This is a genomic window from Microbulbifer maximicatervae (SeqCode) (genome assembly GCF_056232625.1).
Genome location: NZ_CP174324.1, coordinates 1,686,539 through 1,702,893, shown reverse-complemented (window position 1 = coordinate 1,702,893; position 16,355 = coordinate 1,686,539). Strand labels below are relative to the sequence as shown.

The 16,355-nt window shown below is 40.8% G+C and carries 10 protein-coding genes; 7 read left to right on the top strand and 3 right to left on the bottom strand.

Annotated features, from left to right (window positions below; all coding sequences use genetic code 11):
* Positions 1-310 precede the first annotated feature (310 nt).
* The 3 genes from ACJJI6_RS07285 (at position 311) to ACJJI6_RS07275 (ending at position 5,149) form a co-directional block, all read left to right on the top strand.
* Positions 311-439 carry a hypothetical protein gene (locus tag ACJJI6_RS07285; protein ID WP_475712974.1) on the top strand — a complete coding sequence of 43 codons (129 nt, stop codon included), beginning with the start codon at positions 311-313 and terminating at the stop codon, positions 437-439.
* 1,313 nt (positions 440-1,752) lie between these two features.
* A complete protein-coding gene (locus ACJJI6_RS07280; RefSeq protein ID WP_475712973.1) occupies positions 1,753-3,252 on the top strand; it encodes a vanadium-dependent haloperoxidase in 1,500 nt (499 codons plus the stop codon).
* 499 nt (positions 3,253-3,751) lie between these two features.
* Positions 3,752-5,149 carry a tryptophanase gene (locus tag ACJJI6_RS07275; RefSeq protein ID WP_475712972.1) on the top strand — a complete coding sequence of 466 codons (1,398 nt, stop codon included), beginning with the start codon at positions 3,752-3,754 and terminating at the stop codon, positions 5,147-5,149.
* Positions 5,150-5,408: 259 nt separating this feature from the next.
* Here the strand turns inward: ACJJI6_RS07275 and ACJJI6_RS07270 are convergent, their stop codons facing one another.
* Positions 5,409-7,148, bottom strand: coding sequence for a beta propeller repeat protein (locus ACJJI6_RS07270; RefSeq protein ID WP_475712971.1), 1,740 nt, complete (start codon positions 7,146-7,148; stop codon positions 5,409-5,411).
* 111 nt (positions 7,149-7,259) lie between these two features.
* Between ACJJI6_RS07270 and ACJJI6_RS07265 the strand changes: the two genes are divergently transcribed.
* Positions 7,260-7,922, top strand: a complete 663-nt coding sequence (locus ACJJI6_RS07265) for a hypothetical protein (protein WP_475712970.1) — start codon at positions 7,260-7,262, stop codon at positions 7,920-7,922.
* On the top strand, positions 7,919-9,889 hold the full coding sequence (locus ACJJI6_RS07260) for an alpha/beta hydrolase family protein (RefSeq protein WP_475712969.1): 1,971 nt from the start codon (positions 7,919-7,921) through the stop codon (positions 9,887-9,889). The genes ACJJI6_RS07265 and ACJJI6_RS07260 overlap by 4 nt, the downstream gene beginning before the upstream one ends.
* Before the next feature lie 67 nt (positions 9,890-9,956).
* On the opposite strand, the gene ACJJI6_RS07255 is transcribed toward ACJJI6_RS07260, so the two are convergent.
* Positions 9,957-10,733, bottom strand: coding sequence for a LytR/AlgR family response regulator transcription factor (locus ACJJI6_RS07255; protein ID WP_475712968.1), 777 nt, complete (start codon positions 10,731-10,733; stop codon positions 9,957-9,959).
* Between the two features lie 7 nt (positions 10,734-10,740).
* Positions 10,741-11,766 carry a sensor histidine kinase gene (locus ACJJI6_RS07250; protein ID WP_475712967.1) on the bottom strand — a complete coding sequence of 342 codons (1,026 nt, stop codon included), beginning with the start codon at positions 11,764-11,766 and terminating at the stop codon, positions 10,741-10,743.
* A gap of 484 nt (positions 11,767-12,250) precedes the next feature.
* Between ACJJI6_RS07250 and ACJJI6_RS07245 the strand changes: the two genes are divergently transcribed.
* Together ACJJI6_RS07245 and ACJJI6_RS07240 are read left to right on the top strand one after the other, a co-directional pair.
* The gene (locus ACJJI6_RS07245; RefSeq protein ID WP_475712966.1) at positions 12,251-13,978 is read left to right on the top strand and encodes a haloalkane dehalogenase; all 1,728 of its coding nucleotides are present in this window, start codon (positions 12,251-12,253) and stop codon (positions 13,976-13,978) included.
* A gap of 350 nt (positions 13,979-14,328) precedes the next feature.
* Positions 14,329-16,098 (top strand): DUF885 domain-containing protein, encoded by a 1,770-nt coding sequence (locus tag ACJJI6_RS07240; RefSeq protein WP_475712965.1) that lies wholly within the window; start codon positions 14,329-14,331, stop codon positions 16,096-16,098.
* Positions 16,099-16,355 lie beyond the last annotated feature (257 nt).

Sequence of the window (16,355 nt, the reverse complement as noted above, 5' to 3'; positions counted from 1 at the left end):
TGAGTACGGTGTTTAAGCATACCAAAACCGACTCAAAGAACTAGGTATTGGCCCGAGTATAAATTGTCTAGGATTTAATTTTGAGTCCATTGAGGAGCTAAGAGCTAACTTAGCTTGGTATCTTGATAGGCACTCTAACTTTAAAAGAAGGCATGGTTCACTTGGGTTCAAAAGCCCAGATGAATATGAAAGAATGGCCACGTAAGATGAATATTAGATAGCGTCTACTTTAAGGGGGGGAGGCTTCCTGCGTTCCGGCCCATTATTGAGGTGTTATGAGTCTTAAAGAGCCCACTATATGGACATAGATATGCCTGAAGGGTGGGAGTTGCTTGATGCTGCTGCCAATAAATCACATGTGAAATTTCGAAAGCTGTACCCGGATGGCATGGATGCGGTGATAGCGATAAGGCAGTCAGAAGGTATCGAAGTTTGGTAGAGCCCTGAGCATAAGTGTTCAGGGCCAAACGAAAACAAAGAATCAGAGCGTCGTAATTTAAGCCCAGCAATTGAATCTGCTTTAAATGAAATGTCAGATTGGGACAGCTACCTTGAATAACACTCATAACAAGCCCAGGTTAACGGACTTACTTTCTGGTGCGCTCCAAATCAGCCGCAACTGCGGACGTTAAATTTCATAAAAAATAGCTCTCCTAGTTGCTTTAACAATTTATCTCCTGGGATATGTTGAGATCAGGTGTAATGACACTTTCGTACATGCGACTGGTTACAAATCAGAGGTAGGGACTGGTGAGAAGATTTATCAGCATAGTGTGCGCAGAGGAGACTTTGTTGGTTCACTTCAGCCATTTGCTGCTGGGATTGGACAAGTTGCGGTATTGGTATATGCCCCCTGCAGTACATCGAACTTCTTTATTGGCATGTTTCAGAACCAGTTGGTTCGGAATGGCCTTATGAGTGCTGAAAAATTTAACAGGCATAGCACTAAGGTACGAAGTTATCACTCATAAAATTACTCTTGTTAATTATTTTTACGCCCTTTGGTGGGTAGCTTGCTGTTCCGATCGATCCAGTATATTTGTTCAAAAAATATCAGATAAGTTAGTTCCTCCAAATTTCTAGTGCATATAAATGTAGTAGAATAAAATCAAGTAACAGGTGCTGTTATATGTAACTATAACGGCAGCCCCACGTTATCCATTTTTGGGTTAAGAGTGCTGTAAGTATTTGGATGCTCATAAAATAAGATCAATATATCTGATGTAAGTAGAAAGTATAATTTAGGTAATTGAATAGAAATGAGTTGGATTTACAGTATTAAGTACTGCTGTGTTAGTGCTTTTATTGTTGTCTGTGTTTGGCTAGCTAGTATTTGTTGAAAGTATATGGTTAGCTAGCGACCCTTTTAACCCGAAAAATATTTGCTAAAATATACCTTTTTTGACTTTGTAGTTTGCTGAGAGAAAAATTTGTAGCCGGCACTTGAAAAGAACTTTCCAATAATTTGAACCTCAAAAATTACTGTTTCCGTGAACTGGCATCTTTACAAGTAATTACTTTGTAAGTAGTTTCAAAAGCCTGCCTTAATTGTTGGTTTAAATTTTAGGGCCTTATAATACAGGTGGTATTGACATTAGAAGAATATCGAGAATTATGGTCATTTACTATTGAAATGGGGGAGGGTATAGAGAACAGTCTATTTTAAAGTGTTTTTAGGTGTTTATCATTAGAAAGTGATCAGTAGATAGGATGATACATTGGTCACATGGATATAGCAAAAAGGAAAATCCAATGCTAAAAGATGTAACTTATAAAAAAGCTTTAAAAAGTATTATAGGATTAGTATTTGTGTCTGCAAGTTGGCAAGCACAGGCTATCAGTTGTCCTCAGTTAGAGGACGTCTCATTGCCTCCAAAATGTAGCTCTGAAGAGCTAGGAACTTGTAATGTTGCGGTACAAAATATAATCCCAGCTGCAGCCTGCGCAATCTTCGAAGTGTCACCAGCTGCAAATGATGCGACGTTGGTACTCCGTTTTACAACGCTTATCACTAACTCCTGGTTTGATGCTACAGCACCTTATCATCCGACAGCAAAGGGCGTTTACTCAGATATTAGCCGAATGACAGCACCGACAGACAATACTGAGTTAAATATTGCATTGACTTATGCTTCCCACAAAGTGCTAAGTGGTTTGTTTCCCCATTTGGTATCTGAATGGGATGAAATGCTAATTGAGCTAGGGCTAGATCCAGAAAATGTTTCAGAAGATACGACGACACCAATTGGTATAGGAAATTATGCTGGTAGAAAAGTTCTGGAAGGGCGTGTTAATGATGGGATGAATCAGTTAGGTAATGAAGGTAACCAGCTTTATCATCGCTTGCCTTATGCCGATTATACTGACTTTAAACCCGCTAATTCTGCCTACAAGCTGCGTTTTCCATCAAAATGGCAGCCGGCAGTTTTAATGGAGCGACCAGGTGTATTTCGGGTTCAGCAGTTCGTAACTCCTCAAATAGCATTGACTACGCCCTATAGCTACGAGTCTCCTGATGATTTCACTTCACCAGTACCAATTAAATCCAAAATTTGGAACTACCCCAGTTACGTAGCGCAAGTAAATGATGTATTGGCTACATCAGCGAATTTAACTGATGAGCAGAAGATGAAAGCTGAGCTATTTGATATGAAGATATTCAGCTTAGGCTTCGCTGCCGTTTTTGCATCTGAATCTCAAGGTTTATCCCTGATGGATTTCATACACTATGACTTCCTGACTAATATGGCAGCTTTTGATACTGCAATTGCTATTTGGAAGGAAAAGCGTCGCCATAACTCAGTAAGACCTTTTTCTGCTGTTCGGTATATCTATAAGGATGAACCTGTAACGGCTTGGGGGGGCGTTGGAAAGGGAACTGTGAATGATTTGCCCGCCAGTCAGTGGACTAGCTATCTGCCTGTAGCTGATCATCCCGAATATCCCTCCGCATCAGCTAGCTTTTGTGCTGCGCATGCCGAGACAAGCCGCTTGTTTTTACCTCAAGGCGATACTTTGGGATATTCTGTAACTGCGCTGTCTGGCAGCTCTCAGATTGAACCTGGTGTAACACCACAAACTGACTTGAATCTATATTTCCCTACCTGGACTTCATTTGAAGAGGACTGTGGTAACAGTCGTGTATGGGGAGGTGTACACTTTGAGCCTTCAGTACCTGCAGGGCAGGCGATAGGCCATCAAGTGGCACATCGTGCTTTTCAGTTTTACCTCTCAAAATTAGAAGGTAACTAAGAGAGATGACGTGGGGCAGAAGAATCACTAATTGATAAGCTCGGATCCAATTAGTATCTTCTGCCTCATTTATAAGTTAGATGTTTCTATTCTGGGACCTCTGTTCATCAATGTTTAAAATGTGAGCTAAGTTGTCATTAGATATTCTTTTATCTCGTTACTTGGGAAATCTAGAGTGGCTTCCGGTCACAAGAAATGTGAACCTAAGAACCCGATAATAAGTTCACTCAAAGTGACTGAAAGGGCCATATAGATAATGCAGCCTATTGTGCCATAAGTTAAGAAGTGAAATACTTGACAACCATTTTTGACAGAGGAGCCTGAATTTCAGTAGGGAACAATATCCCTTTGATGTATTTCTGCAGTTTTTAGATGTTTTACAGGGCTTAACTTTAATTAAAATATAATTCGGTCCTGTTTCTCTTATGCTAATTACTTTACTTATAATAATTGGATTGTTATTGCCTGCGGTATGGCAGGTATTGTTAGGATAATTGTGATGAAGCGAATCCCTGAACCCTTCCGTATAAAAATGGTTGAGCCGATCAAGATAACAACCTATAAAGATAGGGAGGTCGCACTCAATAAGGCTGGATTAAATCCGTTTTTACTGCGCAGTGATGATGTCTATATCGATCTGCTGACAGATTCAGGCACTGGTGCAATGAGTGATAATCAATGGGCGGGTTTGATGCTTGGTGATGAGTCCTATGCCGGTAGCCGAAACTACTACAATTTGTGCAATGCAGTAGAGCATTTTTTTGGGTATGAATTGGTTGTTCCTACACATCAGGGGCGTGGAGCAGAACAAATTTTGTTTCCTGCACTGATTGAGCGTATGCGTCAAGTGCGCGGAGGGACGGAGCCTGTATTTATTTCAAATTATCATTTTGATACTACTGCAGGGCATATAGAGTTAAATGGAGGAAAAGCAATTAATGTAGTGGATAAACGCGCTTTTGATACCACGACAGCATACGACTGGAAAGGTAACTTTGATTTACAACGCCTAATTTCCACTATTGAGGAGCACGGAAGCCACAATATCTGTGCGATTATAACTACTGTGACCTGTAACAGCTCTGGTGGTCAGCCTGTGTCCATGAAAAATATGCAGGCAGTTTATGAAATTGCTACTAAGTATGATATCCCTGTGGTAATTGATTCAGCTCGATATTGCGAGAATGCTTACTTTATAAAGCAAAGGGAAGAGGGGTATCAAGAAAAATCGATTTTAGAAATTATTCGCGAGATGTATCAATATGGGGACATGTTAACAATGTCCGCAAAAAAAGACCCTATGGTAAATATTGGTGGTCTCTGTTGTATTCGAAATAATGAAGAGCTGTTTCAAGCCGTACAAACCCGCTGCGTCCCTATGGAGGGTTTTGTGACCTACGGAGGGATGGCTGGTCGAGATATGGAAGCGCTGGCCCGGGGGCTCTATGAGGCTGCCGATGAAAGCTATCTGAACTACCGAATTGGCCAAGTGGCCTATCTGGGAGAGCGATTGAGATCTGCTGGAGTACCCATTCAATATCCCACAGGTGGGCATGCGGTTTTTGTAGATGCATCGAAGATTCTTCCCCATATTCCATCAGAGCAGTTTCCGGCACAGGTGTTAACCAATGCGCTGTATCTAGAAGCGGGAATCAGGGCTGTGGAAATTGGCTCTTTATTACTTGGGAGGGACCCGGATACCGGTGAACAAAAGAAAGCAGATCTAGAATTGATGCGGCTTACTATTCCGCGTCGTGTCTATACAAATGATCATATGGACTATGTTGCAGATGCTATTATAGAGCTGAGTTCACGAGCTAGGGAATTGCGGGGTTTAACTTTTGAATATGAACCTCAGGTTCTTAGGCATTTCACCGCTAGATTTAGATTGATTTAAGTTATTAGATCATCAATGTGGCCTAATAATTTAGCTAAAGAAGGTAGCTTACCATGGTTATATTTTTCATAGATACCTTTGTGGTATTGGATAGCCTGGGAAGTGCCTGTTTTTCGACGATATAATAGACAACTCACTAGAGGGTAATTTTTATTTTTAGAGATAGACTAAAAAACTTAATTGAAGACTTTACATACTACTTGTAACTTTTTTGTAAAAAAAGTGGACACTTAAAGAAGAAAGTGTCCACCAACAATCATTAGAAGTTTTCCTGCCGCCTCACTTGATGCCAGCTATCGCCAAAATCAGTAGACTCGTAGAAGTCTCCGCTAGCACCATCACAGGATACCAATAGACGGTCAGCAACTTGCGGAACTAACGAGGTGCAATAGTTTGTGGGTGGTTCGCTATCTGTCATCCCCCAGCTCTTTCCTCCATCAGAGGTTTTCAGAAGTTTGATTTCAACTTCTTGATTTCTATGAGAAGCCCGATTTCCGGTAAAGCTGGCAATAGCAATGGCATCATTAGGACTTGAAAACCTGGGTGCAGACCGCAATGTAAATTCTCTTACACGGCAGTAACTTTTTGAGGATTTGTTCTCGGGACAGTTTTCTAAATAGGTGACAATTTCGTTTTGAATGCCATTTTCATTAATCCTATAGTAGGTTGGTTTTCCGGTTAAAGACCAAATTCCAGCTTCTTCGATTCCCAGTTTAACTGCACCTACATCAACGATATTGCTTATATTGAATTCATCAATTGATTTCTCAATTATCCAGTTTTCAGGGTTGTATATAAAGCTCTCGCTACTAGTAGGTGTAAATACAACGCTTCCATAGATAGATTGCTTGCGGATCGTTATGTAATGCAGCCCATTTAATTTAAAAATGGTGGTGCTGTATATATATTGCGTATTCTTAGACTTGGCCTGTCGGTTAGCTGCTCTAGGCTCATCGATGTACTCCCATCCTTTGCCAGAGCTAGAGGAGTATCGATTCAATAGCTCCCACTGCACACCTGTATTAACTATAGTTCCTTTTAAAATGTTTACTTCAAAATCACGAGAAACCACCAGTTCGATCTCACCCGTATCTAAGAGGGTGAGATGCTCAATGCGAGAGTCATGCTCTAAAGATATATCGAGCCAATTCCCATTTTCAGGACGCCAAAATAGAGCGCCTTCACTACCGCCAACAACTAGGTCTCCATGGCGGTTTTGGGAAAATGCATTGAGTTCATGGTTTGTATCAACAGCCTCTAGCTCCCACTCTCCTGCGGCTGTGCGCTTTAGGAATACGCCAATTTTCCCGAGAAAGTAAATGGAATTATCTGAAGAAATATGTTGTATTTTGTAAGTTAAAGGATTTTGTGCAACGGATATATAGACTGACTCACGTTCCTCATCTTTCTCATCAATGTGCCAGCTATTAATTAATGTTGAATCATAATCTAGAAACTGAAAATGCTTGGTAAGCACTTCGCCTTTTACCAGGTCTGGTGCTCTCACTAGTAGGTCAAGATATTTATCTCCTTGAGGATTGGGGTAGTAGATTAGGGTTCCAAGATCTGTTATCTCCCCTTGGATAACAGAGAATGTTCCAAGCTTCTCATCGGCACCTACAAAGCGGCTGTACCATCCATTGCCATTAGAGTGAAAGGCACGGATACTGCTGAGCGAGTAATTTCCTGCTTTTACTGCTGAGGCAAAAACAGTCGTGCCATCTAGTTTAGGCCTTGCAGCTAATAAACGTTTTGGCTTGATTGATTCAGCCTCATTTAGGTTTTCAGGGTTGATAGTGAGTTGATTGAAAGGTAGGGGGCTGCCAGAGGCATTGATGATCCGGGCTACGACAATCCCTTCTTGTTCGCCAATCTGAGTATCTTTTTGTAGCGCTGGTAACATAGTTACTTGACCTGCGCAACCTTGTAAAATTGCCGTGCAGCTCAATAAAAAAATTGTGTAAATTCTCATGTATCTAAAAGATGTCATCCCGAGCATAAAACTCTCCATAATGTAGCCATAGCATAGTGATTGTATTGCGACTGGCTCTAAGATAATATTTGTAAGTGTATCATTTCTTTTTAAAATCAAAAATATGGAATTGCTATTTTGATGCTAAATGCGATGTGCAATAAAACGGCGAGAAGTGGATTTAATCTGTTTTCCATGTCCCTTATGAGTGTAGTTTGTGCAACATATTTTTTTGTTGGCGTAGCAAATGCTAAAACATTGTCGTTAGTTCCTTATGAGAACCCTCCAGAGTTAAGAAGTAGACAAGGTTACGTCTTAGTAAAGTTGAATGTCGGGGGCACAGCGCCCTCTATTGAGTTTGGTAAATTATATACCAGTGGAAATAAATACCTAGGTGAGAGGCAAAAGGCTAGAGTTCGAAAAGGTAGTCAATATAATGTTAGCCTTAAAGGTAAACCAGAAGGGTTTTATTTGATGGTCGTTCCTCCTGGTCTTTATCAAATTACGCAGATAAAAGCACCATACTATAACCTTCCTTATAAGTTCGATACGGCGAATAGACGTACATGGCGCTTTCGTGTTGAAGAAGGAAGGACTAGCTATATTGGCAATCTGTTTATAGGTAAACAGAGAAAGTCAAACACAATAGAGGTTTATTTAAAAAATCGTATCGCATCAGAAATAAATGAAATACAAGAGTCTATGGGTTCTTTGTTCGAATTGTATCCCCTGGTATCTGGCGCGGGAGTGCAAGATGAATTCTTGCAAAGTTGGTTAAGTCCTTTGGAGATAAGCCAGTGATTGTTTTTTTTCGAGGGACTTTATTGGTTTTGTTGTGCATTCTGGTGAAAATTGGTCCAGTAGTAGCAATACCAGCAGAAAGCTACTTTAAATCGATTGATACTATAACAGCACAAGTCAGTCCGGATGGAAGATTGGTTGCGTCCATTAAGCAGAGTGATACTAGTCAAAAGTTAGATATTTGGAGTCGTGAAGATGGGTCTAGTTATACCCTGATTGATCTCGAAACATTGACACCCAGGGATGCATCAATTCAATTTATCCGTTGGGTTGGCCCAAAGTATCTTGTTGCCCAGTTTAAGGAAGTCAAGAAGGGTGTTAAAAATTTACTAGATACCAAGCCAGCATATCGACTGCTAGTGCTTGATGTCTCAGGCTCCGAAGGCCAGCCTCCAGAAATATTTGAGGTAAAAACGCCGGGTTGGTTGGTCCATGCGTTGCCAAACAGGCCGGGCCATTTTCTGTATGCAAAAAGTGGGATTTACTCCAAGGTATACAGTATTGACGTATCTAAGCTTAACCGATTTAAACAGAAAGCAAGTAAACTTTTACGAAAAGATGGAGGCCAGTTTACAGTTCAGAATGAAGTGGCTTCAGTTGAAGGATATGCGATACGCTGGTTTTTTGATCCATCAGGCCAGCCAAAGTCAGTTTTGTTTTTCAATGACAGTAAGCTTCATCTGAGTAAAGTTGTTGATGGACACTCTACCGGCCCAATAAAGAGTTGGTCTGAAGAAGAGTTGGAAAAGGAGCCCGCCCCCGGAGCAGAGCATGGAATCCTTATACCGGTATCTATAAGTTCGGAGTCTGGAACTTACTTTTGTTTAGATACTAATTCGGAGAAAGATCGGATAGTTTACCGCTGCAATTTCACTAGTGGAGAACAGAGCATAGCTTATCGATCTGATAGCTACGATATTATCGATCTGGTAATAGAGCAATCGACAGGGGAGTTAATTGGTGTAAAGGTCATTCATAATGGACGGGTAGAATATCAATATATTGATGAAGATAGACAAGAAAAAAATGGCATGGCGACTCTACTAAAAACAACAGTAGGAAGAAGCCTAGATAGTACTATAGAGCTTTACTATAGTGAGAGCCACGGCCAACCAGGACGTTATTTCCTTAGCAGGAAAAACCAGAAAATTGACCAGCTAGTGGCCTCAAAATTTCCACATTTAAATGATCAGCTTGAGAGTCGCCAATACCACGAGCAGGTTAAAGTGGAGGGATTGGATATTCCCTATATATTGACTATGCCAAAAGATAACGGGCCATTCCCTCTTATAGTTATGCCACATGGTGGTCCTCTTGGCGTTTTTGACCATCAGTATTTTGACTACTATACACAGTTCTTTGTGGCGAATAATTATGCCGTTTTAAGGGTGAATTATCGAGGGTCGAGTGGTTATTCAACTGAACTGGAGGAAGCGGGTGTTCAGCAGTGGGGTAACTTAATGCTTGAAGATATATTTCAAGCAACAAAAGTGGTAAGTGACCGAAGGGATATTTTGTCTTCGGAAATTTGTTCTGTTGGAATGAGTTATGGTGGATATGCTGCACTAATGATGGCTATCAAACACCAGCAATTGTTCCGCTGTGCAGTCAGTGTGGCCGGTGTCACAGATGTTAACCTCTACCTAAATTCACCCTATGCAACTGAGGCTCAAAGTAAGTGGATGCAGGAGAATGTTGGAGATACTGTTAAAGACTATGGCAAACTGAAGGACATTTCACCGGTATATCTGGCACAAAACCTTCAAAGGCCTGTATTTATTATTCATGGTGAGAAGGATGAAACTGTTGATGTTGAACATATGTACCGCATGATTATGATGTTAAGTAAGTTTGATAAGGACTATGAGTGGAAACTATATCCAGATATGGCTCATGGCCCTACTGATAGTGAGCACCATAGAGCTATTTTTGGGTCGATCATCAGCTTCCTTAAAAAGAACATGTAGGTTTTGGGATTATGGCGGCTCGGACTAATTTCATAGCTGCATTTTTGGAATTACTTGGAGCCATCTTTTACCCAGTTGGAGAGTTAGCTGAGACTTTAATGCTCTCCTTTAAGATGGATAGAAAACTGCGAGATACTGGGATAAGTGTATCTGTTCCGGAAAGTCGGACAAAATGGCGTCGTGACTGTAACTTTAATTCAAGGATTCTATGGCTGTTAATGATGTAGCTTCGATGTAATCGGTAAAAAGTTTCCTTAGGTAGCTGCTCACTGAAACTGTCAAGTGTCATATCTGAAATAATGGTATTTGTATTGTGAGATTTAACTCCTGTCTCGGTAAGGTGGATGCGACGATAACGACCGATACTGTCGATATAGTTAATTTGGTCGTATTCAAATATCTTCATTTGATTATAATCACTCAAAACCAATCGGTTTCCGCTTGTCGAAGACGTCTGTTGCCCTATGGCATACATCTCTTGCCGTAATATCTTGCGGATGCTTTTCTTTATTAATTCTGGGTGAGCAGGCTTTGTCAAATAGTCAATTGCATTTGTGTCAAACGCACGCAGGGCATAGTGCTGATAGGCTGTTAGGAAGACAAGTTGATAGTTTATATGTTGAGTTGCATTAGCCACATCAAAGCCATTCACCTCTGGCATTTCAATGTCAAGGAATACGATATCAGGGCTTTTGGTTATGATCTGCTTTATCGCTGACTTTCCATCAGTTACTTGCGCCACAACTTTCAATTCATCGAAGGTGTTGATTACTTCTATTAGATTGGATCTTGCTGCAGGTTCATCATCGACAATAATTACTTTTTTAGTATTCATTTTCGCCATTTTCAACCTACGGGGTTATGGATGAATTTACTTGTGGGAAGCGAATTTTCAAACTTGCTCCTTCACCGCTTGAATTTAACTTAAGGGCGTGGTTGTCACTGAAGTTGACTCTTAATGTTTGAGTAAGAATACGCAATCCTTCACCATAAGTGATATTCTTGTCATCAAAGCATGCCCCTGTATCCTGAACTTCCACTTCTATGTAGCTATTATTTAGTTCCACATTTACACTCACATGACCACTTTTGGCGTAGGGTGCAATACCGTACTTTATGGCATTTTCCACAGCTGGCATTAATAGTAATGAAGGTATATTCATTCCATTCAAATTTTGTGGGCAGTCAATATCAAAGGTAAATCGATCCTCAAAGCGCTTTTGTTGCAGCAGGAGGTATAACTCGATTAATCTTAGTTCTTCCTCAATAGTTATCCATTGGGTTTTGGTTAAGTTGATTGTGTCGCGCAATAAATCGGAAAGGCTGTAAATGAGCTCTTTAGCTTTTGATGGGTGCTGAATGACTTCTGATGCAATCAAATTTAGAGTGTTAAATAGAAAGTGAGGATTTGATTGCATTTTAAGTATTTGTAGCTCTGCCTGTTGTGCATGAAGCTGCGAGCGATAGTAGAAACTTTGCTGTTGAAATATATATATGGCAAAAATATAAACTGTGGATTCAAGTAGCATTATCGCCAATGGTAATATTTTAATATCAGGTACTTTGAAAGTTAATGGGGGTTCTACGATCGGTGCAATGCTTATAAATAGAAAAATGACTACAATTGGTCTAAGTAAGTAGGTGTGTTTTTCTTTTAATAATCGTAGAGGGCTGTTGGGAAGATTTTCAATAAAAATGAAAAGAAGGTGACATAAAATAAATGTTCCCCATATTTTAGCTGTAGCCAACAGGAAGAGGTGGGGGGTTAGTGACTCAAGTGAATAAAGTGTAGCAGAGACGATAAAGATATTCACCCATGGCCATATTAGAAGAAATATCCATGCTTGTATCTTATTTATTTTGCGAAATTCAAACAAGGTTCCTTGCCTATATTGCATTCAATATCGATTTTATATATCAAAATATCAACAGTGAATGATATAGGTAATCTCATATGAAAGAAACTTGCCATTTGCTCCATTGAGCTTGAAATATGCACCGTTCATACAAAACATTCTCGATTGCAAGCAAATTTTTAAGTATCTAAGCATAAGTTTATGTATCTCTGGTTTTTAAATTGGCGGAAGTTAGTCATGTGGTTTTTTATAGAGTTTTCCCTGTTTAATTAATGGTAAAACTTCCAACAGTTCTGGTCGTGCGGAGATTTTCACCATCCGCACAATTCTGTCATAAGTAGATGATCTGATGGTGGTATGAATATCCTCTCCAGTTAAAGGAATTTTTATTTAATGTAAAAGGAGGATTTATATTATGAATTATTCTTTTGTCTCTATATCTATAACTCCCCAATATATCTCTCTATTCCGGTGCCTGTTCGGTATCTGCTTTTGGGGTTCCCTATTGGTTGCTTGTGACTCGGATGACTCTGAAGATGTCTCAGGGACAGAGATTCCCTTAGTTACAGGCCCAAATAGCGATGCTTGTAAATTGTCTGAAAGTGAAATATATGCAACCGCTACGGGTTTGGAATATATTGTTACTCCGGATGCCTGTTTTGACTCCCTTTCAGGATATGAGTTTGAGCCAAGTTACGTAGAAATTGACGGCTTAAATATGCATTACGTGGATGTTGGGCCTGATAATGGCGAAGTTATACTGTTACTACATGGCCAACCCAGCTGGTCCTATTTATACCGAAAAATGATCCCGATCCTTGCTGATGCCGGTTACCGAGTGATTGCACCAGATAATATTGGAATGGGAAGGTCAGACAAGCCGATCGACGTCACAGTTCATCAATATGAACAACATGTTGCTTGGACTAAGGCGTTTATTGATAAGTTAAATTTAACTGATATTAATCTATTTGTACAAGATTGGGGAAGTGTTATTGGTCTTCGTATTGCAGGTGATATGCCACAAGTTATCGGAAGGCTAGTTGTCGCGAATGGTGACCTTCCGGTGATTCCATTGGGGGGAAATCCTTATATATACCCGACTTTTGAGATTGATGAATCACTGGGTGATGCAGAAACATTCTTTACTTCAAAATCGACTGACAGGGTGGAGGGATTCCAACAGTGGATTAACTATGCCGCTAGTGTGCCGGAATTAATTGCTGGAGATGTGGTGCAAACATTGACTATTAACCTGCTAAGTGATGAGGAAGTAATTGCGTATAACGCCCCCTACCCAAATATTGAGTATAAAGCGGCAATACGAGCATTTCCTGCGATGATGGTAGGTATTGAAATGCAGAATTTTTCTGCCTGGAGAACACTTGGAGCATTTCACAACCCTTTTATGTTTAATGCCGGTGAGTATGATATAAACTTGGGGAGTATTGAAACGCAACAGAAGTGGGTGGAGCATGTACCAGGTTCGGATGATGGTGATCATAGGCGTTTTGCTGCAGGCCACTTTATTCAAGACGATGTAGGCGAGGAATTGGCCATACATTTTTTAGATTTCTTGCGAAATACTACGGTTGAGGAACCATTACAAGCTGGCGGTCCACTCTTTAATTTTCGCTATTGTGAGATATTACTTTCTTATCTAGACGGGGCTGAGGAGTCAACAGAGATTTGGGGTACCCCGGGTGTTAATTTTTGTCCCCAAGATCAGTGGGATGCTATCAACTTCAGCGATATAGAAATTGAGTATGGTGCGCTTTTTGCAATCCCTAATGGGCCGCGTTTTTTTGTGGTGGATGAAATTTTAGGTGGCGATATTGTCTCACCCAGTCCGGATGATGAGCACCGTTTTTTCGGTGACTTAGAAATGCGCTTATTGACTACCATGAATTATAGTTCTGATCTCGGAGAGAGTGTTTCCTATATTCCTGGACAAGTACTAAGGAATAATACTTGGTTGTTTTATGAAGGCCGTCGTGTTTATGAGCTAACTGATATCAATGGGCAGGTGTATATTATGCAATCATTTAGTCGTATTGAGGTCTCTGATCTTCAGTTTGACGATTTAAAAGACCTGGGAAGTCGCCTCAATCTGCCAGAAGGCTGGACATTTAGAAGTCGCATTCTAAGTGAGCCATTAGAAGTCTCCGCCATCGATGGTATTGCTGAGGTGGTACAAGACGACTTAGGTAATAGCTACCAGTTAGTGCCGTAATATAAATGAAGTAACATTCATCGGTGTTATAAGGAATTACTGTTCTTTAAGAAGCCCATTTTTATTAAAGTGGGCTTCTTATGCATCGCCATACCCTTCAAGTGCATAGGTTAAAGGAGGCTTAGGTGGTCTCTATGTCAAGTTGCTAGTGTTTGTTACTTTTGACTCTGTCAATTATATGGACTCTACGCTTGATTACTGGGATCTATCTATAAATATCCTCGCTTCGCCGATATTCCGCATTTGAGGTGTTGAAACTCATTTTGTTACAGTGCCTACTATAAAACAGGAAATTGAACTTTTCTTTATAGAAACCTTTTTAATGAGTTTTATGTTGCGGTCTTATAAGAATGATTAATGTAAAAAGAGCGGGTTTAGGTGTATTGATAGTTTCATCGATCCTAATGGGATGCTCAGCTACCGATAACCAAACTGATGTGGCCGGTAGGGAAGCTCTTGACAACTCGGCGCTACTCCATGATCTAGCGGATCAATATGCTGAAGCTTATTTAGATAACTTTCAGCCGTACGCTTACTTCTCAGATATGGAGCTGGACAGGCACAACCTTTTTTTAAGTAACTCCCCCAGTAACGCTGCCTCTCTAGCGGCATCTGAGGACAGAATACTCAATAAATTGGCGGAGATAGATCTTAATGGTCTAAAAAGTGATCAAGAGAAGGTATTCTACTTCAAACTGAAAGAGCGATTAGAGTCCAATGTTGGCCTAAGGGTGTGTAAGACTGAACTCTGGTCTGTTGATCATATGTTTGGCCCCCATATCATTCTTGGCTTTTTGACTGAAGTACAGCCGGTTGAAACAGACCAAGAAAAGGCAGATGCGATTGAACGTTGGCTTGACGCGGCTCGTTACTATGAGCAAGAAATAGCCAATCTCCGTCGGGGGTTAGAGCAAGGTTACTCCGCACCTCAGAGTGTGGTTAAGCGAGTCATTCAGCAAGTTGGTGGCTTGACCCAAGTAGCTATTGATGAACACCCCTTCTTGGGTTTAGCGAAGAAAGCTGGGGACCCTGAGTTTGAAGCTGCATTCAAGCAAGTGCTTTCAGATCACGTTATCCCTTCAATGGAAAATTACAAGAATTTTCTAGAATCTGCCTATTTACCTGAAGCCAGAGCCGAGCTTGGTATCCATGCGATTCCTAATGGCCGTGAATGTTATATGGCTCAGTATCGTTCTTATACGACTTTGCAAAGAACACCAGAAGAAGTTTTTGAGTTGGGTTTAAGTGCTGTTAACTCAAACAAGAGTGAAGTGGTTCGTTTAGGTAAGGAACTTTACCAGGTCAATTCCTATTCTGAGTCGGTGGCAAAGGCCAGTGAGGATAAAACTCAGAAATTTAATAGCGCTGATGAAATGCATCAGTTTTATGAGCGCCTAGTAGATAAGTCTAGAGATTTAACCGTTGACTTCTTCCATGAAATGCCTTTGATCGAAATGGAAGTAAAAGCTATCCCTGAGCATGAACAAGGCTCAGGTCGCAGTGCGCACTATATTCCGGGTACCAAGGAGCGCAAGGCGAGATTCGGATATGACCCGACAACTTACAAAGATGAGTCGTACGCTTCGGCAGAGAAGGTTACTATCCACGAAGGGTACCCGGGCCATCATATGCAAATTGCTTTCGTACAAGAGCAAGAAAAATTTCACAAAATAGAAGATGCTTTGTCTAACTCTGCTTTTGCTGAAGGTTGGGGTAGGTACTCTGAACATCTAGCGGAAGAAGCGGGAATGTATCAGTATGGGTCAACCAAGATCCTAAGGAGAGCATGGCCTGCGCGAGGTATGGTAGCGGACACCGCAATGCATGTACTCGGTTGGAGTGATGAACAAGTTGCGGAGTTTTTGCAGGATTCTGGAGCTTCATTTGCTAAAGGCCCGAGAACTCTGATGGACCGAATGGCGGTTATGCCTGCGCAGCTTACCTCATATGATTCTGGTGCCCTCGAGATTTTCGCCTTGCGAGAACTGATGCAAAATGAACTTGGTGAAGACTTCGATATTAAGGATTTCCATGAAATCATTCTGAGAAATGGCAATGTTCCTATGGCCGTACTAAACGAGCAGGTAAGGGATTTTATTCAGGACAAGAAGCGAGGGTAGCTGCGTTTAAGTCTGATCTCGGGCTCGTGTTATTGCGAGCCTGAGCTACATAGCTGAGTTCCCGAATTTAGCTATTCTCTGTCGAGATTTTGAAAATAAGGTCTTCAAACGATGGCATAGTTTCCATGTCTGAATATCTATTGAGTAGTCACTACGACGACACCACTCGTAAGAGCTATTCTTATTTACCTGCATTACTCGACAAAGCACCCTAACAGGGAAGCTGCTCTGTTGCTCTTCAATGAAGCTGTACTTTA

Coding starts and splice junctions, on each gene's coding strand:
- ACJJI6_RS07280 (WP_475712973.1), top strand. CDS start 1,753: ATGCTAAAAGATGTAACTTATAAAAAAGCTTTAAAAAGTATTATAGGA.
- ACJJI6_RS07285 (WP_475712974.1), top strand. CDS start 311: ATGCCTGAAGGGTGGGAGTTGCTTGATGCTGCTGCCAATAAATCACAT.
- ACJJI6_RS07240 (WP_475712965.1), top strand. CDS start 14,329: ATGATTAATGTAAAAAGAGCGGGTTTAGGTGTATTGATAGTTTCATCG.
- ACJJI6_RS07255 (WP_475712968.1), bottom strand. CDS start 10,733: ATGGCGAAAATGAATACTAAAAAAGTAATTATTGTCGATGATGAACCT.
- ACJJI6_RS07270 (WP_475712971.1), bottom strand. CDS start 7,148: ATGCTCGGGATGACATCTTTTAGATACATGAGAATTTACACAATTTTT.
- ACJJI6_RS07275 (WP_475712972.1), top strand. CDS start 3,752: ATGAAGCGAATCCCTGAACCCTTCCGTATAAAAATGGTTGAGCCGATC.